21 protein-coding genes and 1 riboswitch are annotated in these 23,251 nt (G+C 38.2%); of the genes, 6 read left to right on the top strand and 15 right to left on the bottom strand.

The window, feature by feature from the left end; translation table 11 throughout:
* The 9 genes from GVV22_RS04040 to GVV22_RS04080 form a co-directional block, all read right to left on the bottom strand.
* Window positions 1–885: a phosphotriesterase family protein gene (locus GVV22_RS04040; RefSeq protein ID WP_159648882.1), complete on the bottom strand. Its 885-nt coding sequence runs from the start codon at window positions 883–885 to the stop codon at window positions 1–3.
* Between the two features lie 10 nt (window positions 886–895).
* The gene (locus tag GVV22_RS04045) at window positions 896–1,909 is read right to left on the bottom strand and encodes an amidase family protein (protein ID WP_159648883.1); all 1,014 of its coding nucleotides are present in this window, start codon (window positions 1,907–1,909) and stop codon (window positions 896–898) included.
* Window position 1,910: 1 nt separating this feature from the next.
* Entirely contained in the window at window positions 1,911–3,206 is a 1,296-nt protein-coding gene (locus GVV22_RS04050; RefSeq protein ID WP_159648884.1) for a YhfT family protein, read from the bottom strand.
* Between the two features lie 17 nt (window positions 3,207–3,223).
* Window positions 3,224–3,583: a DUF2620 domain-containing protein gene (locus GVV22_RS04055; RefSeq protein ID WP_159648885.1), complete on the bottom strand. Its 360-nt coding sequence runs from the start codon at window positions 3,581–3,583 to the stop codon at window positions 3,224–3,226.
* A gap of 2 nt (window positions 3,584–3,585) precedes the next feature.
* The gene (locus GVV22_RS04060) at window positions 3,586–3,939 is read right to left on the bottom strand and encodes a PRD domain-containing protein (RefSeq protein ID WP_159648886.1); all 354 of its coding nucleotides are present in this window, start codon (window positions 3,937–3,939) and stop codon (window positions 3,586–3,588) included.
* A gap of 196 nt (window positions 3,940–4,135) precedes the next feature.
* Window positions 4,136–5,356 carry a PASTA domain-containing protein gene (locus tag GVV22_RS04065; RefSeq protein WP_159648887.1) on the bottom strand — a complete coding sequence of 407 codons (1,221 nt, stop codon included), beginning with the start codon at window positions 5,354–5,356 and terminating at the stop codon, window positions 4,136–4,138.
* A 198-nt stretch (window positions 5,357–5,554) separates the two neighbouring features.
* Window positions 5,555–6,244 carry an ABC transporter ATP-binding protein gene (locus GVV22_RS04070; protein WP_159648888.1) on the bottom strand — a complete coding sequence of 230 codons (690 nt, stop codon included), beginning with the start codon at window positions 6,242–6,244 and terminating at the stop codon, window positions 5,555–5,557.
* 12 nt (window positions 6,245–6,256) lie between these two features.
* A complete protein-coding gene (locus GVV22_RS04075) occupies window positions 6,257–7,729 on the bottom strand; it encodes an ABC transporter permease (protein WP_159648889.1) in 1,473 nt (490 codons plus the stop codon).
* Between the two features lie 390 nt (window positions 7,730–8,119).
* Complete coding sequence (locus GVV22_RS04080; protein ID WP_159648890.1) at window positions 8,120–8,329, bottom strand: hypothetical protein; 210 nt, start codon at window positions 8,327–8,329, stop codon at window positions 8,120–8,122.
* Window positions 8,330–8,626: 297 nt separating this feature from the next.
* On the opposite strand from GVV22_RS04080, the gene pbp4b reads away from it, so the two are divergent.
* Window positions 8,627–10,783: a penicillin binding protein PBP4B gene (pbp4b, locus tag GVV22_RS04085; RefSeq protein ID WP_159648891.1), complete on the top strand. Its 2,157-nt coding sequence runs from the start codon at window positions 8,627–8,629 to the stop codon at window positions 10,781–10,783.
* Window positions 10,784–10,838: 55 nt separating this feature from the next.
* Here the strand turns inward: pbp4b and GVV22_RS04090 are convergent, their stop codons facing one another.
* The 6 genes from GVV22_RS04090 to GVV22_RS04115 form a co-directional block, all read right to left on the bottom strand.
* A complete protein-coding gene (locus GVV22_RS04090; RefSeq protein WP_159648892.1) occupies window positions 10,839–11,771 on the bottom strand; it encodes a nucleoside hydrolase in 933 nt (310 codons plus the stop codon).
* A 3-nt stretch (window positions 11,772–11,774) separates the two neighbouring features.
* Window positions 11,775–12,257 carry a hypothetical protein gene (locus GVV22_RS04095; RefSeq protein ID WP_159636023.1) on the bottom strand — a complete coding sequence of 161 codons (483 nt, stop codon included), beginning with the start codon at window positions 12,255–12,257 and terminating at the stop codon, window positions 11,775–11,777.
* A 10-nt stretch (window positions 12,258–12,267) separates the two neighbouring features.
* Window positions 12,268–13,065: a DUF3100 domain-containing protein gene (locus GVV22_RS04100; protein ID WP_159648893.1), complete on the bottom strand. Its 798-nt coding sequence runs from the start codon at window positions 13,063–13,065 to the stop codon at window positions 12,268–12,270.
* Window positions 13,066–13,077: 12 nt separating this feature from the next.
* Window positions 13,078–13,509: a GNAT family N-acetyltransferase gene (locus GVV22_RS04105; RefSeq protein WP_159648894.1), complete on the bottom strand. Its 432-nt coding sequence runs from the start codon at window positions 13,507–13,509 to the stop codon at window positions 13,078–13,080.
* A gap of 18 nt (window positions 13,510–13,527) precedes the next feature.
* Window positions 13,528–15,294, bottom strand: a complete 1,767-nt coding sequence (ade, locus tag GVV22_RS04110; RefSeq protein WP_159648895.1) for an adenine deaminase — start codon at window positions 15,292–15,294, stop codon at window positions 13,528–13,530.
* A 416-nt stretch (window positions 15,295–15,710) separates the two neighbouring features.
* Window positions 15,711–15,807: riboswitch (purine riboswitch) on the bottom strand.
* Between the two features lie 85 nt (window positions 15,808–15,892).
* Window positions 15,893–16,426, bottom strand: a complete 534-nt coding sequence (locus tag GVV22_RS04115) for a ClbS/DfsB family four-helix bundle protein (RefSeq protein WP_159648896.1) — start codon at window positions 16,424–16,426, stop codon at window positions 15,893–15,895.
* A 997-nt stretch (window positions 16,427–17,423) separates the two neighbouring features.
* Here GVV22_RS04115 and GVV22_RS04120 point away from each other — a divergent pair.
* The 5 genes from GVV22_RS04120 (at window position 17,424) to GVV22_RS04140 (ending at window position 23,224) form a co-directional block, all read left to right on the top strand.
* Entirely contained in the window at window positions 17,424–18,191 is a 768-nt protein-coding gene (locus GVV22_RS04120; protein WP_159648897.1) for a polysaccharide deacetylase family protein, read from the top strand.
* A gap of 8 nt (window positions 18,192–18,199) precedes the next feature.
* Complete coding sequence (locus tag GVV22_RS04125) at window positions 18,200–18,847, top strand: response regulator transcription factor (RefSeq protein WP_159648898.1); 648 nt, start codon at window positions 18,200–18,202, stop codon at window positions 18,845–18,847.
* 1 nt (window position 18,848) lies between these two features.
* The gene (locus tag GVV22_RS04130) at window positions 18,849–20,228 is read left to right on the top strand and encodes a sensor histidine kinase (RefSeq protein ID WP_159648899.1); all 1,380 of its coding nucleotides are present in this window, start codon (window positions 18,849–18,851) and stop codon (window positions 20,226–20,228) included.
* Window positions 20,209–20,871, top strand: coding sequence for a hypothetical protein (locus tag GVV22_RS04135; RefSeq protein WP_159648900.1), 663 nt, complete (start codon window positions 20,209–20,211; stop codon window positions 20,869–20,871). The genes GVV22_RS04130 and GVV22_RS04135 overlap by 20 nt, the downstream gene beginning before the upstream one ends.
* Window positions 20,872–22,198: 1,327 nt before the next feature.
* Entirely contained in the window at window positions 22,199–23,224 is a 1,026-nt protein-coding gene (locus tag GVV22_RS04140; protein WP_159648901.1) for an alpha/beta hydrolase, read from the top strand.
* Window positions 23,225–23,251: the final 27 nt, after the last annotated feature.

The following is a 23,251-nucleotide window of genomic DNA, read 5'->3' on the forward strand; positions in this document are numbered from 1 at the left end:
TTATTGACCTCCAAATATTCGTTGCGGATTCTCCACTAACATCTTGTGGATTGAAGCCTCAGTGATGCCCCTTTTTCGTAGCATTGGTAAAAAATCCGTAAAGAGGTATGTATAACCAATACCACCTTGGTACTTAAAATTTGATTTACGGGTAATGTCTAGGGACAACGTAATGGAATCCAATTTCCCCAGTTCTTGAAGTTCAAAGAGAAAATCTGCACGCGTTGCATCTGGAAAGTAATTATTTTTTCCGATTGTATCGAACGCAACATTGAACCCTTGATTAATGAGAGATTTAATTTGATCAAGATTTCCTGAAAGATCTTGATGCCCGATGATAACTCGTGACGGATCAATACCATTCTCAATAAAGAACGAAGCTTGTTCGAGGGCGAGTGTTCCTAACGAAGTATGTGTCGAAATAACTGTGTTTGTACGTTTTGCTGCAATCACGGATGCTTTGAAAACCTTGCGTTCCATCGGTTCAAAGACGTCTTTACTCGTTCCGATTTCTCCAATTAAAGCTGCACGTGTTGTTCCCCCATCAATTCCTGACTCAATTTCAGAAACCATAAAATCTGCCAGTTCCTCGATACTCATTGTGTAGACAAAATCTGGAAGGAAAGGTTCTTTATAAAAACCAGTTGCTTGTAAAATGTTAATGCCTGTTGCCGCAGCAACATTATTAACGTACTCAACATTGCGGCCCATTCCGTTTGCAGTTACATCGATGATGTTGCGAACACCCAAATCGTACAATTCTTTGTACTCTTGAACTGTTTCGTCAAAACAATCGAGGAAGCAATCCGGATTGTTTTTCACCTTTGATAAATCAATTGTTGTATGTTCATGAATTAGTGTGATGCCATCTTTAAGTAATGTCATATAAGCCTCCTTACTCTTGTGGTGTAAAATAGCGACTTTCAAGCGCAGATCGCTCAAAAGGAATTTGTTGCGCAAAAGCCATCATCGCCCGAATGTAAGTAGGGTCACTTTTGCAAATCATTAAAATACTGGTACTGAGTTGCGATGTTGGAATGCTAATTGCACTGAGTCCTAACATGTTAATCACTTTCAGATAATTTTTATGTGACTGTGACTGCTTAGCAGTGGTTAGTGCATCATAGTGTCCTGATAAAGAATCACCATATTCAATAAAATCAATTGGACCTTCAAACGTAATTAACACCGATGTATCAAAGTCAAAATGACGAAGCTCTTCGATCATCAGGGATCGATTGGTATTGATATAGTGTAGGTTCGTATAATCCGACACATCCAAATGATGTTGGACGGTTCGTAAACATTGTTGATACGGTTCAAAATCTGATGTACTTACGACAACGTTACACAATGCTTGGCTATCTGTTGATAACGTCAACGAAACCACATCCCGCAATACCCCAAACTCCCGAGTCATAAACCCAATCGATGGTTGAAATGTGATGTTGTCGGTTGATTTTTTTGAATATTTTGACAATGCATCATTACAAATTAAGGGACTGATAAATCCATACAAATTAAGCGCTGCTGCTGGTGCTAAAACGGAGCCACCCCCGTCAGTTCCGATACCGATGTCATTGATTCCTTTAAAAACATTAATCGCTGTACCACTTGATGATCCCGTCATATAGCGACCTGTAATTGGATTAACCAGCTCTAGGTCGATTGCACGTCCATTCAGAGCCATAGCATCGCGAGTATGCATTAAATACCCATGTGTCTCAAGCATTTCTAAGAATTCCATGGGAATTACGTTGGTGTTTTTCACACCAACGTAATAACATGTTTCTTCACGATTGAGCCATTGTTCACAATCTACAATTTTTTGTACATTGGTTTCGACAACAGCCTTTTCACCGAGCGCTTGATAGGTACGTAATGCAAATGAAGAAACTTTGTTTGTCATACTACGCTACGACCGGTAATGCCCATAGTCCGATAAGTAGTAAAATGTTCAAGAGAATACCAAAGATAATCGCCGCAACCGGTCCAACTGCAAGATCCACAATAGGCTTTTTCGATTGTTTGTTTAACAAGTAGAATCCGATAACGAATAAACTACCAATCCCTGAAGCCATTTTATCGGCAGCAATAACCCCACCAACAAGCAATGCAACTTCAAGTACACGACTCATTGCAGTACGAATATGTTCACCCATTTCACGAACACCTGGGAATTTATCCATTGCTTTCGCAAAGATATTGATTAAGAATACTTCTAAAACCATAACGGCTGCACCCACGACAAATGCAAGCAGTGGATTACCATGTAATGCAATACCCACTACAAAGACGAATGTTGCTCCAGCAGGACCATAAACGCCTGTAACGATTCCCGTCGTAAACACGAGTGGCACAAACCCAATCGCACGTGCAAAGGCTGCCATCGCTGCACTGGTCATTTGACCTTCAGACATTAATGCTAAGGATGTTGGATCCCCCGCAATGATAAGAAGGCTTGTCCCTGCGGCAATAAGTCCACCCATGATTCCAAGAATCCACCAGTTTTTTTGGATGCGTGCAACTTGGCCTGAGAATACATTGGTTAAATCTTGATTGGAAGTACTGGTGTCTTGTTTGTTTTGTGTTGCGAAAACAACCATAAGAATTGTTCCAACAAGCATTGAGATTCCTTCAGCATTTAACGCAACTTTAGCGCCACCAAGTGTGAAGATTCCAAATTTTTTAACGACGAACCACACAAGAACTGTAATCATTCCTGTAATCATTCCTTTTTTGAATCCGTGTTGCATCGCAATTGCTACTGCTGGGAACACTGCGAAAGCGACGGTGACAGGGGCACTCACACTTCCAAGTGCCGTTAAGAAGTTAAATGGCATCGCTGCAAAAAGATCAACAACAAACTGTAATCCACCAAGGATTGCTGCGCCATAAATAGCACCTACAACACCAGATAGAATTAATCCTGTTACATCATCTTTAAAGATTGTACCAATAATATCAGTTGCCAATAAGATGGAGTGTATGAGGATAATTGAAGCAGCAATTGACGTTGGAATTCCAAATCCGACGACAAGTCCAAAGCTAATTGCAAAACTGGTCGCTGCTAATTCTTTACGGCTAATTTTACCTTCAAAATATTGTGGTACAACGGGTCTAAATCCGTCGTTAAAGACTGCAATACCTTTATTGGCAAGAATTGATGCCAAAGCACCAATTGCCATGATAATAATATATTCCATAGTTCTTCTCCTTTAGGTTATTTGATGAATTCTCGAATAAGAATTGGCACAACCACTTCAGCGTGTTGTGCAGTAAAACCAAATGCTTTTTTCCCTTTTTGTATTTCTTCAAGCATGAATGACTCATCCTTGATTGATCCTGGCATGGATACTGTTGAACACAGATCTGAACCAAGCAATGCCATCGCCATAGCAAGGGCGCCACCGCCTCCAGTATTGCATGCACCTATGTAATAGTCGTATTGACCACTCTTCATTGCCATAGCGGCATCAAGATCACTTTTTACATCAATCGAAACACTATCTCCTCCTATCTTTTTTGCTAACTCCGCAATTGCTTGTTTGTCTATTTGTCCACCAACGACAATTTTAATCATATTTAGTCCTCCTGTTGACTATTAAGTACATTGGTTAGATGTAACCAAATGTATTGCTTTTCTGATTCCGGGAACGGAATTTGTGAGTGTTCGAGAATCTTTTCGGTGACTTCAAGTACTGATTCGAAATGATTACTTTCTTTTATTTCATCAAGAATGAAAGCATCCATTGGCGCAACTACGTCATCATTTCGTATCCGTTGTGATGCCATCGCAAGATGTGTTAAGAAAACCTCAGTAGCAGTTTCATTCCAGTTATGTTCCAGCGCATACTCTTGAAATATCTTCATTGCGTACTCGTAAACCTCGATATCAATGACATTATTTTCAAGCAAAATGTTCAATCTCGTTTCCACAAAACCTCCTATGTACAAAATATTGTATATTCAACTATAATTTCATTATATTCAGTCAAAAATGCTTTGTCAATCGAAATGTAATCGTTTACTTCAATAATTTAAGCGCTATCATTATTCGATTTGCATTTTTTGTTCCAAATCACATAAAAAAAAGAAACAGCGGTAACCACTGTTTCTCCTTAAAATCATCAATTTAGTTACAACTTCCATTGCTTACAGTCACAGATACATGATCCTCCATCGCCACATACTGACTGTACTTACTTGCACCAACTACCGTACCTTTCGGCTCACATCCAGCAGGTGACACATATGAGACAGCATAACTAATATTTGCGCCTCGATCTCTAAATGCATAGAAATAGGCAGCAAGTTCATTCTCTTTCATGCCGATAAGGTCTCCTACATAAGGTTTCCCTATCGAATAATATACTTTAACAGATGCATCTTGCGTTCCAGCAATATTTGTTCCAGCAGGAATGCTTTGCTCCAAGAAGGTTCCATAAGCATATCCACTGTACCATTCTTTCAACATTGCATTAACTCCCGTTGGAGGGTTTTCCTTAAACTCACCCATAGAAATTTGGGAAAAGTCCGGAACATAAATTGCCTTACCTTTTGAAACAACAAACGTTAACACATCGTCTTTACCCACTTGAGTATCAGGAGCTGTTCCCTGGGAAATAATCATGCCAACTTCCAGCTTGTCATCATAGCCTTCTTCATATACAAACTCGGAAATAAACTTCTTATCTTTATACCACGCTTCGACATCCGTTTTTGTTTTGCCTTTAAAGTCTAAAACTTTAATATCTTTGGTGTATACTTCTGCACCTTTTGATACAAAAATCGTTACGGTATCTTTACGTTTCAAAGTCTCTGGGTTTACGTCTTTATCACGAATTTCTTGCCGAATAAACTTTCCTTTTGCCACATCGGTACTGTATTCTTGGACAACTTTAATGTTCTCCATTTTGTTTTCTTTAACCCATGTGTTGATTTCCGATTCGTTCATTGCAGTAAGATCAGGGAGTGGTACAACTTGTTGCGGGTCTGCACCCTTGCTCACAACAAGTTCTTGTGTACTCCCTTTCTTAACACGTTTGCCTTCAGAAGTCACTTGTTTCATTATAATTCCGGTATCGTCTACAAGGGAGTATTCTTCAGTGATCGCTGCTATAATACTACTCTCTTTAGCCCATTGTTGGAATTCTGTCACTGGTTTTCCCATAAAATTAGGGTACTTCACCGTGGTCATAAAATAGAAGAGTATAAAACCGAGGAATAATGCCGTCGCAACGCCTGCACCAATCATCATGTATTGTTTTCGTTTTCGTGCCTTGTAGGTATCATCAATTTCGACTTCTTCGTCACCCTTCGAATCACTCGCATCCTCACGTTTATAGTCATCCAACGATTTGCGAGTTGTTTCTGTTTCGAGAGCTGGTTTTACGATCCCGATTTCTGCAGTATCTTCGTATCTTTGTTCAATTTCTGAGTTTGTAGGTGTTGAATTTAAAGTGTCGTCATCGAGCTTTTCATCATTAGCGTGTGTTTCTTTTTCCTGATTCGTCGTTTTTTCATAATTCTCTTGACTAAACTTTTGAGGAAGTCACTCATTGCTGCCTACTTGAATCGGACGCATCGTTCCTTTTCGAAGGTAAAATCCTTCATCGGCTTGCGATGCAACCTCGTTTGAGTGTGTAACGACAACAACACACTTATTATGCTCATGTGCGAGTGATTTGAAGATATTAATAATCTCCATTTCCATTTCTTCATCTAGGTTACCGGTTGGTTCATCCGCAAGAATAAGATCAACATTCGTTGCTAGTGATCGGGCAATCGCGACCCGCTGTTGTTCCCCACCTGACAGTTTCGTAACTAAACGATCCGCCTTCGATTTTGTAATACCAATATAATCCAGCAGATTATAAGCAACCATACTTTCACCATCTGGCAGTTCATTATCCGTAATCCCCATTGCCAGTAAAATATTTTCATGCGCAGTGAGATGAGGAATCAAGTTGTAACTTTGGAATATAATCCCAACATTGTTACGGCGATAAGACTCATAGCCAATCGTCTTGAGATCGTCCCCTTCATACAAAATTCGTCCCCCAGCAGGTTCTTCCATCGCACTAATTAGCGATAACAGCGTTGTTTTTCCTGAACCCGATTGACCTAGGATTGCATAAAATTTTCCTTTTTCAAAACGGACATCCACATCCCGAAGAATATAGCGGCGTTGATCCCCGTCTTGATAATAAAACTCTACTTTATCAACTTCGATTAATGACATAATTTACCCTCCCTACATCATGATTTTCTTTGGATTAAGTCGTGTGATATATACCGTCGGTACGATGGTACTTGCTGCTGTTACAGATAATCCAATAAGATAGAAAAGACCAACATATTCCGGCGTTAACTGAACTTTATATGCTTCCAGCACATCGCCTTCGTTGAGATCTGATGCGAATTCGTTGTACATTGGCATCCCAAACATCGGATCATCCGATGGTTTCATAAGATTGGATGATAGCCCTTTTGCCAAGTAATTTCCGGTGACCAATGACAAGGTCAGCCCCACAACTGCAACCATCATCACTTCCATGACAATCTGACCCACAACACGTCCACGCCGATCACCAAGCGATAGGTAAACCCCAAGTTCATGTTTTCGATCTCTTAAGAATAGGACAATGACTAAACTTAGAATGAGAATCGTTGCACTGACTGCCACTATTAACGTAATCTGGGCCATCGAATCCATAGTTTTTACCGGGCCTGCGATTGAATCATACGCATCACTTGATGTATTGACTTTATAGAATTTTGGCAAGGTTGGATCAACTGCTGCTCTAAAGGATTCTACATCCTTAGGGTCGTTTAAGGCAAAAACAGGTGATACATATTGCATAATATACTCTTCCGTCGTTAGTGTTTGATTCTCAAACATTTCTGGATATTGTTTTTGGAATCCTTCTAATGCATACGCCGCTTCTTCATAAGCAACTTTGTTCGGTGTTAGTAGTAAGTTATCATACTGACCTTGGAAGAATTGCGTACTCATATCGTTCTCTTTTTTTTCTTCTTTAAGGGTTTCTGATGTAAAGGTTCCAATAATTTCAAAGGTCACGTCACGTTTTACAACATCTGTCATTTCACCGTTCTCACTACTTCCAGTAATGATGTTGCTGAGTGTTAACATGTCCCCAACAGACAGATTGTTTTCTTTCATAAACGGCTCTGATGCCATAACCACTAATTTCCCAGCCTTGACTTCATCTGCATTAAAAACGCGACCATTGGTAAGGCTCATTTTCCCTTCCGTTATCAACGTCACATTCGGATTGTTGATGCCTCGAAGTTCAAACATAGCGCGTTGTGTTCCTTCCGTTGGACTTTGACGAAGCACTCCAGGATTATTCGATTCAACATTTTTTATGCTATCTGACTGAAGTGTTGCCATGATTGAATAGTCGTAATATTTAACGCTATCTGTGGCTCCAATCGTCTCAATATCTTTAACACTGAGTCCTTTAATTGAGAAATCAAAATCAGGGTTTGTTTCCATTTCTTTCATGATGGCATCATTATCAAGCGTAATTGTGGCGATTGACCCTAACTGATACTTAATCGTTTTTTCAACATTCTTCGAAGCTTGTTGAATCGAAAATGCACCAGCAATGACATTTCCCAACACAAAGATAAGGACTAAAAGAATTAATGATTTGCCCTTACGACGAATGACACTAAGCCATGCTCTTTTAAAATGATTCATTGTATCTCTCCTTAATCGTAATTATCTACAGGAAAGTCATCATCCAATGTAATATGCCAGCGCTATATTACTGCTGAACCCGTTATGAATTATGCCCACCCATACATTCATACATATGTACCGTTATTATACCATTGAACATCTTTTGCAGAAAACATAATTCACATCTTGAGGCGATAATTGTATGAAGTTATTGTGTATAAAACGACAAATATTAACAAAGCACCTTAGGTACTTTAACGATTTTTTTATGATATTGAGGCACAAGTTCCCGAAGCCCATCAAGGTAATCGGATCCTAAGACATCCCGATGTTCATGCATCAATTGTTATGATAACATCATGATTAAAGGCAGTTTGAACCAATTGAACAATGGTCGGATAATGCGTTTCAATCCCACTCGCTCGAAGTCGATGATCCAAACTTCCCACGACAACTTTTTGACCATCGCAGAGAATCGAAAAAAATATGATACTCTCCTTCTTTACGGTTATCTTCATCCACAATTAGATTGTTGAGTGTGATTGAAACTGATTCAAATGTAGATAAATACACGGCGACACCTCGATCTTGGACTTCTTCTAGAAGTGGCAAAATCATTACAAGATCCTCCGGCCACAAATCCGCAATAATTTGAGATTGTGCTAAAAAATCCGCATGAAATTTTATTTCTATCTTTTATATTTTTTCGAGAAATTATTTTGCTGTTAAACCCACTCATACCGCGGATATCCACTAATTAGTGGATTGTATGCACTTTCATAAATTCCTTTTTTTGATTGACAATCGAAAATATATAGGCTAATCTATGCATGTGGCGTGCCATTAAGTTGCAACTTAAGCAAGAGCCCAGGGATTTTACCTTGGGCTCTTTTTATAATTTTAGAGGAGGAAATTATGAAATATGTAAGTAAAGTAGTGTCGAGCACATTACTCGTTTTCGCAATGCTTTTAACGATTGTAACACCTATAAATGCTGAAGCATCAGCACCTGTTGCAAAACCTGAAATGTTCGAACTTCTTGATCAAATAATCACAGCTGAAACGCGATATGGACTTACAGGAGTCCAAGTTGCCGTAACTAAAGATGGGTCATTAGTCAAAAACTCAGCCTATGGATACACGAACAATTACAAAAATGTTTACGACGAAAATGGCGCAAGCATTCTCGACCAAATCGAGGTTTTACCTTTGGCACAACGAACCAAAGTTACACCCGACACGCTATTCGACCTTGCAAGCAATACTAAAATGTACGCAACGGTCTATGCAATGCAACGACTTGTTGATCAAGGAAAAATTACACTTGATACAACCGTCGTATCAATTTTTCCCGAATTTGTAAATGATGGACGTGGCGTGCAATCGAAACACCTCGTCACTGTTGGCCATTTACTCCGACATGATGCGGGATTCACCCCGGATCCACAATATCACAACCAAAATTACACTGGAAACCTTGAAAGTGATGGATCAAACTATCTCTTCTCGCAAAACCGAGACTTAACTTTAGAGATGATGTTGAAAACGCCTTTACTTTCGGAACCAGGATCCGTTGTTAAATACTCTGATGTTGACTTTATGTTACTTGGAGCTATCGTTGAAGCAGTTAGCGGACAACGCTTAGACACCTATGTGTACGAAAACTTTTATCAACCACTTGGCCTTAACTCATTAGTCTTTAATCCATTAGACCATGGTTTTACAATAAATGACACCGTCTCATCCGAACTGCACGGAAATACACGTGATGGGCGAATTTCATTCGAAAATGAGCGAACAGAGGTTGTTACTGGACAAGTTCACGATGAGAAAGCATTCTACTCAATGGGCGGAATTTCAGGACATGCTGGGTTATTTGGAACAGCGCAAGATGTCGCAATCCTTGCAACAGCAATGTTAAGTCAAGGAACTGTCGATGGTCAGACTTTCTTTACTCAAGATACTATTGATAAATTTGTAGCACCAAGTGCCCTCAATGATACATACGGTTATGGATGGCGTCGTCAAGGTGATGCTAATGGTTATGGTTGGGCATTCTCCAATTTTGCAAGCAAAAACACCATTGGACATACTGGATGGACTGGAACATTAACACTCATCGACCCTGATAATAACGTAACATTGGCACTGATGACCAACTCTCGAAACACACCTATCATGGGACCTGGGGACAACGATTTCTATACTAAAAATTTCAACACTAATGCATATGGTATGGTCTCTGAATTAGTGTACCAAGCGTTAGGTTTGGGGGATGATACAACAGCTCACGAATACCTTGTAGGTATGATTCAATCTGAATTCAGCACCTTAACATCAACCTCAACACCAAGCAAACGTAACGCCTTAAGAGCACTTATCAGTGTCCTTGAAACACGAGCTCCACATGATACACAAGCCAGTGTTTATCTACAAAGTGATGAAGTTCAAAATATGATTACACTTTTAGAACCAACATTCGCAGAAGATACGAAGTATTTAATCTTTGAGGATAGCGTTGATGTCAGTGGACTTGAAACACTCATTGAACAAGCAAAGGCACTGGATACAAATCTTTATACGCCAGAAAGTGTTGCTGTCTTAACAGATGCAACAACAGAAGCGACGACATTGCTTGCAACCGGTAATTATACACAAGAAGCAGTCGATGCACTCATTTTGAAATTACAAGGAGCACTTGATAACCTTGTTGATATAGAGGTGATTCCAACTATCGACAAAGCAAATTTAAAAGAAGCTATCGAAAGAGCCACAGCAATTGACACAACACTTTACACAAAAGACACGATCGATGCCCTAAAAGCTGCACTCGAACAAGCACAAACCATCTTCAAAGATGATGCTGCAACACAAAGTACAGTAGACCAAACAACCCTAGCTTTAAATAATGCAATTCGTAATCTAAAATTTACCACGAACAAAGAAACACCAACGACTCCAGAAGGGACACTTCCTGCAACTGGAATGCAAGCAAGCAATCTCGCATTCGTCGCTGCTGCCTTTATTGTTCTTGGCGTCATTTTGAGAAAATACAGTTTGCGACAAAAATAGAATTACATTATTTCGATAAGAAAAGGTACTGACGAATCAGTACCTTTTTTTGTGATTAGATGGCAGAAAGAAGATGTTTTTTGAACAATTCAACATCCACATCAAGGGCAACATTTACAGAATGCGCCTGCACATCCTCAATATTTGCTAAATCGAGTACGGTTCGACCGAATTGTTTCTCTTCCGTTAATACGGTTACGGGAACCGTAATTGTACGAACGACCTCTTCATGCAATGCGACGACTGCTGCGAGCGGGTCATGCATCGCAGCACCACCCCATTGGGGATAAATAAGTTCGTGTGCCTTGAAGTAATGATCCATAATTTGTAACAACACTTTTGACACATCATTCTTTGATTCCCATTGCTTCAAATCATCGCGACTTAAAATCACACGAGAGGTGACATCCAACCCAATCATTGTAATCGGGATACCACTTTCAAAAACCACTTTCGCAGCGTGTGGTTCTTGAAAAATATTCGCTTCAGCAACCGGACTAACATTTCCTGCAACAGTTAGCGCTCCGCCCATTAAAACAATTCGTTGGTACCGTTGCATCGTCGATGGGTCCTTTTTAATCGCCTGCGCAAGATTTGTCAGTGGACCACTTGCAACAATCGTAATCTTTTCATCATGGATATGAGCCATGTTAAGAAGAAAGTCGACAGCCGACACTGTCTCAATTGCACGACCACTTTGTGTTAACGCAACGTCGCCGACACCGTTCAGTCCATGGAAAACTGCACCCCCACGCTGTTGTGTAAATCCTTCAGTATGTAATGCGTGTTCCGCGCCCTGATAAACACCAACATCATCTCTACCCAGTAAACTTAAAAGATTCTTCGTATTATGTGTTGCAGTATCTGAATCAACATTACCGTAAACTGTTGTAACACCCAAGAGATCGACATCGTGTTGTCCACAAATATAAGCGAGTGAAATACTATCATCAATTCCTGTATCCACATCTAAGATTAGTTTCTTCATCACTTAGCCGATAATCCATAATCCCAGTTGCGCAATAATTGCACGACCAAGATAGCTTCCTAAGAATACAAACAATGCAACAATAATAAATTTCCATGAGTTCTTCGATAAATCGCCCAAGTTATTCGCTACTGAAATTCCCGCAAAAGCCAAAACCGGTGTTGTAATTGATAAGAAATCAACACCTCCAATTGCCGTAATAAAAAATGGTGAAATAAGGCAAAAGACTAAAGAGGTAATGGATACCCAACCAAGAACAGGGAAATCCGCAAGAATCTTAATGCCCGTTTTCTTCATAAGTTCAGTAATTATTAGACCTGCAAATGAGAAAAGTACAAGGACTCCTAATCCCATGAACGTCTCTTTTGTGATTGGTGTTGATGCAGGGTTTTTAATCAGTTTAATCGACTGTGTGAATAGAATTAAAAACGCCCCCACTAAAAGCATTTTCAAACGTGGTAATTGTTCTTTTATAATTGTAATCATGATGGGCCTCCTAGTTTATAGCTCTTTCTTTTTTTAAAATTTTATACATAAAGTTCATCAATGGAATCGAGAGGAATACCATGATATAGGTTCCCATAAAACTCGTAACGAGCTGACTTGCACCGGCAAATGATGTAATGGTATCCGCAAACTGTGGGTGTAGTCCAACAATTGAGCTGGATGCTGCAGTCATCATACTTGCAGATCCTAAACCAGAAGCAATGGCTAGTGCACGATAGTCAAATCCTACCGCATTTAAAATTGGTGGAATGAAACTGAAGAATAATGCACCAAAGAGTGTTCCAACAAGATACATGGATAAGACACCACGACCCTCTTCACCATTTAGTCCAAATTTTTCTGAAATATAAGCCAACTCGCCTTCACGACCAATTCCTAAAGTTGCACCAATAGCCTCACGTTTTAGACCTAATAACAGTGCAATAGGTAATCCTAAGATTACTGTTCCAATATTTCCTACAGATTGTAGTAGGAATACCCATCCATATTGCATAATTTCGTTAATCTTGGGTGCTACATCTGCTCCATAACGAGCCATCAACGGCAACATAATAAAAATTAAATTACTCCCTGCAAATTTGATATTTGCATCAGAATAAATCTTTTGGATGATTCCTTTACGCCATGCTGGTATTCCAACAATCATTGTAATGAGTACCGCAAAAACCAATGGCAGAATGAGAATTGTAAGATTTCCCACTTTGACGAATTGCATACCGATTAGTTCCGATATTGCAATAACAATCATGATATAAACTATAAATAAGATGTTACTGTCCTTTTTCATTGTCTTCTCCCTTTAGACTATATGTTTAATCATCTTGATGTGCGATGTCCCATAGATTTGGAAGTTATTTCCACTCACTTCAAAACCATGTTTTTCATACATCGGACTGACTTGTGTTTGTGCAAAAATTGATATCAATAGTGCACTGCTTGACTGAATAAATTTAACCGCTTCATGAATGAGTTGTTTTCCTAGTGATTGATTGCGATAATCCTTGGCTACGGAGACACGTTCAATGTAGGCAACATCACCCTCTTGGCGAACGCGACAACTCGCCACAACTTTACCTGCATCTTCATAAAGTATATGGATGCATGTTTCATCATGGATATCTTCAACGACACATTCATCCAAACCTTGTTCTAAGACAAAGACTTCTTTACGAATTGTTTTTAGAGCATTCCATTCGGGCATATTTCTGACATTTTGAATAATCATTTTCATGCTCTCTTAATCCTCAACTTATCCTATAAATAATGGTTTTATCTCTTTCGCGCTAACTGCTACGAGACCTAAGTCCGACATCTTCGCTTCAGGAATCACGATTAGTGATAAAGTCGTAATACGCATCAATGGATTCACAAACTCGGTCATTCCCAATGAACGATTTGCATCTTTCATCTTTCGATTTTCGATAGCCAATGCTTCAGCTTCGAGATGTGACATCAAACCAAAGACTGGTAAATCCAATGTGTGTAGGACTTCATTATCCTTAACGGCTGACATACCGCCACCCTGGTGCATTAATGCGTTTGCTGCACAGAGTGCGTTTTCCGCATTGTTGTATACAATCGTAAGGTTATGCGAATCGTGGGATACTGTGGATGCTAATGCACCACCTTGCATGCCAAAATTCTTTACAATGCCTAATGCGATACCGTTATTATTCTTATGACGATTCACAACAGCCACAAAATTGAAGCATTCAGGTAGTATAACTTTTGAATCAACCACTTCCATTTCAAACTGAGATACCGTTGTGATTGAAGAATGTGGTGAATGGTATTCGATACCATGCATCATGATTGTTCCATTTTCAATCGGAGCTACGATTTCAAAATCACTCAGATTTAGTTTATCTACAAATACTGTGTTTTCTAACTCAATTGGATCCATATGTGTTGGAATCTCGACATCTAATGAACCCTCAGATGCAACTTGTTTTCCTTCGTAGAAAACACGTGATGGATGAATTGCTTCCAATGAGTCTACAACAAGCATATCCGCAATATGACCTGGTGCGATAGCTCCGAGATTATCAATTTGGACTTCGCGTGCTGTATTAAATGATGCACAACGAATCGCATCTATTGGATCCATCCCATAAGATATTGCTGCATTCACAACCTCATTCATATGACCATGTACTAAAACATCTTCGGCTTCTTTATCATCTGTACATAAACACAAGGTATCTAAATAGCGTGAACCCTTTACAGCTTCCCAAATGTCTTTGACATTTTTCGTAATTGAACTTTCACGTGCATCCACAAACAGACCCGAACGTAGTTTTTCCAAACCTTCGGCACCAGATCGGGACTCATGACAGCTACGTGGTCCGCCACAAATATATGCAGACAAATCACGGCCGGACACTGATGGTGCGTGGCCTTGGATAAAGAGGCCACGTTGTTCAGATGCTGCAATAATGTCCATCATGCGTGCTTCACCATTAATGACACCCAAATAATCCATAACCTCTGCAAGCCCGATAACACGATCCAACGATGCAAGTGTCTCAATTTCTGAAACCCCAAACTCTGCACCAGAATTTTCAAGTCCGAGCACTGACGGAACACAACTCGGAATATCTACAAAATGGCGCATCGGTAGACCTTCTGCACTATCATGCATATATTGAACGCCGCGAACACCTGTAACGTTTGCAGCTTCATGCGGATCCGTAATAATCGTTGTTGTCCCATGCGGTAATGCTGCCTTTGTGAAGTTTCGCGGCGTAAGCATTGTAGATTCGATGTGCATATGTGCATCAATCAATCCTGGAATAACAAATTTGTTTTCTACATCGATGATTTCTTTTGCATCAACCGTGTCGCGATTTTCATATTCAACGTGCGCAATCGCATTGTCTGAAACATAGATGTCGCCTAAACGAATCTCTCCAGTAAAAACATTTAGAACTTGAGCATTTTTAAGCACGATATCCGCTTGCACGTCCCCACGTGCAGTCGCAATCAGCTTACTTTTATTTATGTATTTTAGCTTCATAACGAGCCTCCCAACTAAAACTCAGCAAGGACAGCATCTTTAACACTTATAATATCCGATGTTGTTTAATCCCGTAATTTTAAACGAACATGGGTGCTTTTACCGCAACGAAAAAAGAACCGTTTTGATGCTTAGTTTGCATCATGAAGCGCGCTTTTAAGCATGCCTCGAATAAGGTTCTTTGTTTTTTAATTCTCTGTGTCGATAAAAGCGATTGAATTGCCACACATGCAACTGTGTCAAAGTTGATAAAAACTGATGTTTGCAATATCTTGTTACTCACAACAAAAAAATCAGAATTAGAAATGAATTCTGTAAACTGATTGCCTTGATGTAGGTTTAGTGTTTCACTGTTTGAGAAACAAGAAAAACAAGATATCTGATTCATCAGTATCTCCTTACTCTAATTCCGATATCTCAAACGTAGAATACGTCATAGTACTTAATTTACGGTTAAGTGTAGAGACTGTCCACCAATTTGGACATTATATAACGGAATACAGACAGTATACCATACTCAAAGGGACATACAATATTTATGTCAAAGATTCGTCTTCATAATTTGTTAAAGAAAAATCAACTTATGGCACATAACGTATTACGAGTTCATTTTGACATGTTTATTCAGTTTCTTAAATGCCCACTCGTAATGACTAGAGGTAGCAGAAACACAATAACTTCCCACTGTTGAAGTTGGGGCCCAACTAAAGTAAGCTTTCGAAAACAAAGCGTCATTACTTAATGTGTCGATTAGAGTCATTACTTGTGTATGGCTTTCAATGAGCATTGCTTTTGCGGTTTCAAAAGATGTCAGCTGATGCTTTTCAATGAACGTCACATTCATCGCACCATAACTTTTCCAATTATATGGTTCGGGAAGAAATGGAACTTCATTCCCCTCAAGATTATTTTGAACCCAATGGAGCAGTAGTTCATGCCACTCATATAGATGGATGAGGACATCTTTTACACTCTTGTCTCGGCGCCAATGTGCCTCCTTCAGTTTGTCGTCATTAAATTGTAATGGTGTCAGAATCATCGCTTCGGGCATAGCATTGATAGACGCCAGCAATTTTTGAAATGAGTTTTCTGCAGCACTTTGTAAATCTTTCTTGGTTGTTGGTCTTGCCATTCTATTCTCCTTTTAGATTAACAATCAATATATGCAAATTATACATCAGCAGCAATTTTAATGCATTCAATCTTAGAATAATATAACTCCCAATTTAGGATTAGCCTGATGATTTGGGAATAAAAAACAAATCCTGTACTCGTACAACTGTCCATGGATAATAATTACAAATAAGAGGTCCATTCTTTGTGAGTATGAAACAACCGCATTCGACAGAAGTAAAGTGTCAGACAGTTTAATTGCAAAAGAAAGAATTTAGTGTAAAGAAACTTTAAAAGAGCTTCATATGCAGATAGGCAATCAAATGTATACATGGTGGTACTTTATTAGTGACAAAATACAAAGGTTTGATCAATTAATAGGAAAGAAATATTGCTATGATCATGGATCTGAAGGGAAAAATCTAGAGGAAACGCTTAAGATTCAGAACACCCTACTAGAAAAACAAATCAAACTTGAAAAGGTACAGCGAGATGGAAAGGTTGCGGTTAAATAATATTGATAGATCTCGTAGAAAATTGTAGATTACTAATACCCAGCAAAGTTATTTCAAGATTATTTAATATCTCAAAGTCTCTATATTATCGGTGGAAACAATCGAAACTCTCAAATGCTTCTCCTTCGGAAAGCGCATAATTGGTCATCAACAAATGTAAAGATACAAACTTTATATATAGTTATCTAAATAAACAGGGATTACTGGTATGACAACACTTTTTAGACAAAATTACTAGATAGTCTTTGTTGGTATTCTACTGGGGTTAAGTATCCCAGTAGAATGAATGCGTTTAGGATTGAACCAAAAAAATGCCTATTTATAATTCTTATCTCAATTCATCAATCCTTTACGTATAGACATTCCTAAGACTAAGACTATCAACATAATTCTAAACAAAGCAATCAATTGGTTAGTGTAAAATTGTCGTTAATATAAAAAACCATGATACAATAATGATACATTTATGATTTATAGTTTACCTACACATGGAGGTTAGCTATGAATACAAAGAAAGCGAAAAGTAAAAACAAACAATGTTTCATTGTAGTGGTATTACTAATTTTAAGTATAGTTGTAGTTATAAAAGCAAGTGTCAATCTCATTCAAAATGACAAAGAGACTACAAGTTCATCGGAGCAATCATCTTTGTCACCTTCAAGTACCAAAGAGCTTACACATTATAATAAACATGTCACACTTACTTTCGATGATGGTCCAAGCTCGGCATATACCCCTGTGCTTTTGGACGCTTTGAAAGCCGAACAAGTTACAGCTACATTTTTCCTTCTGGGCCAAAATATAGAAGGAAATGAGTCACTCGTAAAACGCATAAATATCGAGAATCATACTGTTGCAAATCATACATTTTCACATCCGGACCTTGTGTATGAAGATAATACGAAAATTGAATCTGAATTTGCTAAAACAGATGCCTTAATCTATGATCTAACTGGTAAAAAACCTGAATTTGTTCGTACACCCTACGGTTCAAACAACAAAGAAGTCTTGCGAATTGCTGGAAGACCAAACATCTTATGGAACGTAGATAGCATGGATTGGGACTTAAGGGACTCCAAGAGAATTATTGATAAAATAATGCACGATGTGAAAGACGGTTCCATCATCCTAATGCATGATATTCATAAAGAAAGTGTTGAAGCCATACCCACTTTGATTACTCTTCTTCATGAGGAAGGCTATGGCATTATAGATTTGCATGACCTACTAGGGACCGATTTGAAAGCAAAAAATTATTATAATAGATAGGAGAAAGTATGCGTATACTCGTGGTAGAAGACGATGTATCCATTAATCGCTTGATTGTGGAATCATTAAAAATCAACAACTTTGAAGTCGTTTCAGTGAGTAATGGAACTGATGCAATTACAACACTACAATCCACATTGCTTGACTTAGTGATTATCGATTTAATGTTACCAGACATGAATGGAATGGATATTCTTTCACACATTGATATGAATAATCTTCCCGTGATCATTGTCAGCGCAATTATCGGGAGCGAAAATATTTCAAAAGGACTCCAACTTGGAGCAGATGACTATCTTACCAAGCCTTTCGACGTAATAGAATTGCAATCCCGTGTAAGTGCTCTATTGCGGCGTGTAAAGGGAAAAGCAGAAATCTATCAGTACGAAACAATTAGTGTTGATATTACTGCTCATGAAGTATTTAAGGAGGGAATCCCAATTCCTCTCACATCCAAAGAATTTGAATTATTGGTGCTGCTCATTCAAAACAGAAACATGACGTTAAAACGAAGCTTCTTATATGAACAAATATGGGGTGATGATTTGAGCTATGAAAGCAGAACCTTGGATCTCCATATTCAACGATTACGGAAGAAATTGGATCTTAAGAACAATATATTATCTGTCTACAAATTAGGATACAAGTTGGTATAAGATGACGTATTTTAAGAAAATGTTTTTCACAATTGCTAGTGCAATCGTTATCGGGTTCGTTGTTTTTGGTTCCGTTTTTCTGGTATTCATTAATCATAACGCTATCCAAAAGGAAATGATTCTTGCGGAAACTGACTTTAACAATGCTTTGAGTGTTCTAAATTCACAAATGGTTCAAGTATCAAACATTGAAGATGACTATGTAAATTTCTTTAGCAACAATACTACCATCAAAAATGCATCACAACTTGCCATTATCGAAGGGAGTACCATCTATGCAAGTGAAAAATTTAAGTCACCATACTATCGAGACTTATTTATGAAAATCCCTGCAGATGAATTGAAACATGCGAAAACAGTAGAAGATGGAACGTACATAATGGTTTCACAATTTACGAGTAACCAAAAATTGAAAGTAGTATATTTTCATAGCCTTGAACCCATGAATGACTATATTGGAAAAATGAACCAATATTATCGAATTAGCTTAATTGTTTTTATCGTAATTGCCATGATTGTCTCATACATAATCGTACAATTCTTAATAAACCCAATCAATACCCTTGCTAAAGGAATTGAACATGTTCGAAAGGATCGTACTTTTATCTTAGAATCTAACACCGAAGATGAGTTCACACCAGTTATCCAAGCATTCAACACAATGAATTCAGAAATCACTACTTACATTGAAAATATCGAAGAGAAGCAACGACTGCAAGAACTGTTCTTGCTTAATTTTGCTCATGAAATTAAAACTCCTCTCACGTCCATTATTGGATATGCACAATTGATTCAACTGAAGTACTCTGACAACAAATCAGCACTTCAAGAGTTGGGATATATTGAAACAGAAGGATATCGACTCAGAGATATTTCAGTCAACCTAATGAAACTACAAAGCACCGACCAAAACTTACTCAAAATTGAACCAATTGATATTTCTACGATTGGTCAAGATTTAGCGCTAATTATAAAACCTTACCCGCAGTGTGAAATGATTTTGGAATTAGAGGACGGCTTTATACTCGCGGACTATGAACTCATACTTATGTGTTACCATAATTTAATATCCAATAGCATCAAAGCTGCCGCGAGTACAATTCGAATGATTGGAATTCACAAAGACAAGGACCAATATGAACTACGCTTCATTGATAATGGTATAGGAATGAATGAGAAAGAACTCAAACGAATCTTCGAACCGTTTTACAAAATCAGAAAGTTAGAATCCCAAGAAACCAGTACAGGTCTCGGATTATATATTGTTCAAAAAATCGTTGAGGCACATAATGGTACTATTATTACAAGCAGTGAACCTGGTAAAGGAACTACGGTCACCATTATTTTGAAAGGAGTATCTCATGAAGAAACATCAGTTTAAAATTGCACTCTTGTTTCTTGTGTGTGTTGTCGGAATTGGGTTTTATGCTCCCCATTTTATTTGGACAAGAACCAGAATGAACACTAACTTCCAGGTGGATAATCAGGCTCCATTAAATATGCTTTCACTTACCGATAAACTGACTAACTACCGTGATGTTGACAATAGAACGTCCTACATGGTATCACAAAATTTTTGGTATGATGAACCAAATAAGGGCATGCGGGATTTCTTTGCCATATCTGTAGGAAAAATTCTTAATCTGATTATTAATGAAAAAGTCACGAACTCAAAAGAAATCATCATTTACAGTGCAACGGTCATAAATTTGCCAATCCAAGCATCAAAAAAAGGGCAAACAGTCTGGCATGTAAACTTTGTATATCAAGATGTTCAAGGTACAATTGTTATTGATGATGAGTTGGATGTCCCCTTATATACGTCAATTACATCCTCAGAAACTAGATTCTTGGATTTGGAAAGTATGGTTGCAAATCTAATGTCCTATTTGAGTTTAGATTACAAATTCACCGATGAAGACTCATATGGACGAACATACCGTGTTAATGACACAAACATTAGAGTCCACTCCAACCGTAACTATTTCGAGTTTAATGGCAGTATACCAGTTATGTTAGAATAATCTGGTATCTTTTGGAAGTGACCTAGATAAGTTGGACTTTGATAAAAAGAAGTATTCAGTTGGGATTTCTGACTCACTATATTGGACTGTTGGCATGAATCCCAGTCTTGTCTATTTTCGTATTGTAATGGTTGATATGTTCTAGCACAGTTTATGTTATCGTTTCATTAGTACTCTTGCGTTCTAAAAGTCTATAGAGCGTTTCTGACTTTAGTGCGGCATGAAACGACTCGATTGAAGCATTATTTACGGGTGTTCCTTTATTGGACATACTCATGGTAATGCTTTTTCTTTAGACCGCAGTTTGATAACTTTGAGATGTATATGCGGATCCCTGGCCGCTATGTAAGATATAAGAATCGTATGGTTTCGTAATGGATGTAATGTATCTAATACAAAAACAAAATTCTGTTTATCCTCATGTATAAATGCAATTATTTCGTCAACATATAAATCCATGTAGACGATACGGATATCGTTTTTTCACCCCAAGGTAAGTACGTAACATCAGTGACTGGTTTCTCTAAAGGTCTCATTGTTTTAAAGTTCATTTCGATCACCATATGCAAAGTTTGTATCTTTACATTTATTGGTGACCAATAATTCGTTCTTGGAAGAAGAAACATTCAAAGGTTTGATTGTTTTCATTGATAATAGGTATACTTTGGAATAGTAAATAGCCGTAAAATATCCTTGATAGGTATTTGTGATTTATAATTTTCTACGAGTTCTATAAATACTTCTTTGACCACAATCTTTCCATCTCGTTGTACTTTTTTAAAAGCTTGATTTGATTTTCTAGAATGCTGTTCTAAATCTTAAGCATTTCTTCTGAATTTTTCCCTTCAGGTCCATGACCATAGCTATATTGCTCTCCTATTAGTTGATCAAATCGATGCTTTTCATCCTTAAGATACTAATACCACCATGTGTATACTTAACTTCCATTCTTAATATTGAGCCCTTTTTGAATTTCTCTTACACTATATCCTTCCATTCGCAATTAGATTGCCTGCCACTTCACCTCTGGCGAATACTTTGTTTTTTACTCACAAAGAAAGCACCTCTTAGTTGTAATTATTATCCATGGACAATTGTACGAGTACAGGTTGCCTTTTTATTTTACTCACATTTTAATGAGTCAATACCACTTTAACCATTTTTTATCAAATGAATTGATACAATCCAAATAGTGTGAATTCATCGGATTGTCATAGTATTTTAACTAAAATAAGATTATGATAAAGAATATTGAAGTAATCAGAAGGGCACTGAAGGACATTTGTTCACGTTTTATATCATGTCATTGGCATAAAGGAGATTTAGCATGGAGTTCATGGATAACAAACAAAAAAAGAAACCAAAAGTTCGATACATCGTTGGGGGAGTCGTAATCTCAATGATACTTGCAGTTTTCGTCGTGAATCAAGTGACACCTTGGCCGTTTGACATGATGTTTCGTGCATTTAACAGTCAAAATAAAAATGCCATAACTCTTGGACCTTACGAAAATGATATCGCTCACGTCGTAGCCCAAGAACCACTATCAATTCCTGTCGATGGCTTCCCAGATGCAAAAATAACAATCTATGATATCCCCAACAATCAAACGAAGCCACTTGTCTTCTTTATTCATGGTGGAGGTTGGATTCTAGGCGATTCAACACAACTCGAGTCATTAGGGAAGCTTATTGCATCACGTGGATATGTTGTCGCGTCTTTAGACTATTCACTGGCACCTGAGTATACTTATCCAACACCGGTTCATCAAGCTCTTGAAGCCCTTAGTTATCTAAACCAAAACGCAGAATCCTACAACATTGATACTGCGAATGTATTTATAGGTGGAAACTCAGCAGGCGCACAATTATCGAGTCAGATTGCCGCGATTACTACACGCCCTGATTTACAAAGCAATTTTCCTGTCACATCCTATATCGAACCGTCACAACTTAAGGGACTCTTACTTTTAAACGGAGTCTATAACTTTGATTCAGTAGGCAAAGCAGGTTTTCCAGGATTTGGTATGTTTGCGTGGAGCTATACTGGAAAGAAACACTATACAGAATATGACCGTATTCGCGAGTTATCAACCGTCTACAACATTGATGCCCACTATCCGCCTACCTTTATTACAGCCGGAGACGCTGACCCCTTAGAAGCGCAATCCTTCGAATTCGATCTAAAATTACGCGACAACAAGATCCCCGTTACAAGTGTCTATTGGACAGGAAGTCACGAAAATCTGAATCATGATTACTTCTTTGACCTCAGTAAAAAGCCATCGCAAGAGATGTTTGAAACGATGATGCAATTCATGCAGCAAAACCTTTCTGAAACAAATACTCACTAATACCACAAACAAACGATGTCGTTAGAG

Source organism: Erysipelothrix aquatica, assembly GCF_009828825.1.
Classification (GTDB): Bacteria; Bacillota_I; Bacilli_A; order Erysipelotrichales; family Erysipelotrichaceae; genus Erysipelothrix; species Erysipelothrix aquatica_A.

Excerpts from the sequence above, each read along its gene's own strand:
- GVV22_RS04125 (WP_159648898.1), top strand. The coding sequence starts at position 18,200 with ATGCGTATACTCGTGGTAGAAGACGATGTATCCATTAATCGCTTGATT.
- ade (WP_159648895.1), bottom strand. The coding sequence starts at position 15,294 with ATGAAGCTAAAATACATAAATAAAAGTAAGCTGATTGCGACTGCACGT.
- GVV22_RS04140 (WP_159648901.1), top strand. The coding sequence starts at position 22,199 with ATGGAGTTCATGGATAACAAACAAAAAAAGAAACCAAAAGTTCGATAC.
- GVV22_RS04105 (WP_159648894.1), bottom strand. The coding sequence starts at position 13,509 with ATGAAAATGATTATTCAAAATGTCAGAAATATGCCCGAATGGAATGCT.
- GVV22_RS04100 (WP_159648893.1), bottom strand. The coding sequence starts at position 13,065 with ATGAAAAAGGACAGTAACATCTTATTTATAGTTTATATCATGATTGTT.
- GVV22_RS04095 (WP_159636023.1), bottom strand. The coding sequence starts at position 12,257 with ATGATTACAATTATAAAAGAACAATTACCACGTTTGAAAATGCTTTTA.
- GVV22_RS04055 (WP_159648885.1), bottom strand. The coding sequence starts at position 3,583 with ATGATTAAAATTGTCGTTGGTGGACAAATAGACAAACAAGCAATTGCG.
- GVV22_RS04120 (WP_159648897.1), top strand. The coding sequence starts at position 17,424 with ATGAATACAAAGAAAGCGAAAAGTAAAAACAAACAATGTTTCATTGTA.
- pbp4b (WP_159648891.1), top strand. The coding sequence starts at position 8,627 with ATGAAATATGTAAGTAAAGTAGTGTCGAGCACATTACTCGTTTTCGCA.
- GVV22_RS04040 (WP_159648882.1), bottom strand. The coding sequence starts at position 885 with ATGACATTACTTAAAGATGGCATCACACTAATTCATGAACATACAACA.
- GVV22_RS04070 (WP_159648888.1), bottom strand. The coding sequence starts at position 6,244 with ATGTCATTAATCGAAGTTGATAAAGTAGAGTTTTATTATCAAGACGGG.
- GVV22_RS04075 (WP_159648889.1), bottom strand. The coding sequence starts at position 7,729 with ATGAATCATTTTAAAAGAGCATGGCTTAGTGTCATTCGTCGTAAGGGC.
- GVV22_RS04135 (WP_159648900.1), top strand. The coding sequence starts at position 20,209 with ATGAAGAAACATCAGTTTAAAATTGCACTCTTGTTTCTTGTGTGTGTT.
- GVV22_RS04090 (WP_159648892.1), bottom strand. The coding sequence starts at position 11,771 with ATGAAGAAACTAATCTTAGATGTGGATACAGGAATTGATGATAGTATT.
- GVV22_RS04050 (WP_159648884.1), bottom strand. The coding sequence starts at position 3,206 with ATGGAATATATTATTATCATGGCAATTGGTGCTTTGGCATCAATTCTT.
- GVV22_RS04045 (WP_159648883.1), bottom strand. The coding sequence starts at position 1,909 with ATGACAAACAAAGTTTCTTCATTTGCATTACGTACCTATCAAGCGCTC.
- GVV22_RS04115 (WP_159648896.1), bottom strand. The coding sequence starts at position 16,426 with ATGGCAAGACCAACAACCAAGAAAGATTTACAAAGTGCTGCAGAAAAC.
- GVV22_RS04130 (WP_159648899.1), top strand. The coding sequence starts at position 18,849 with ATGACGTATTTTAAGAAAATGTTTTTCACAATTGCTAGTGCAATCGTT.
- GVV22_RS04080 (WP_159648890.1), bottom strand. The coding sequence starts at position 8,329 with ATGATTTTGCCACTTCTAGAAGAAGTCCAAGATCGAGGTGTCGCCGTG.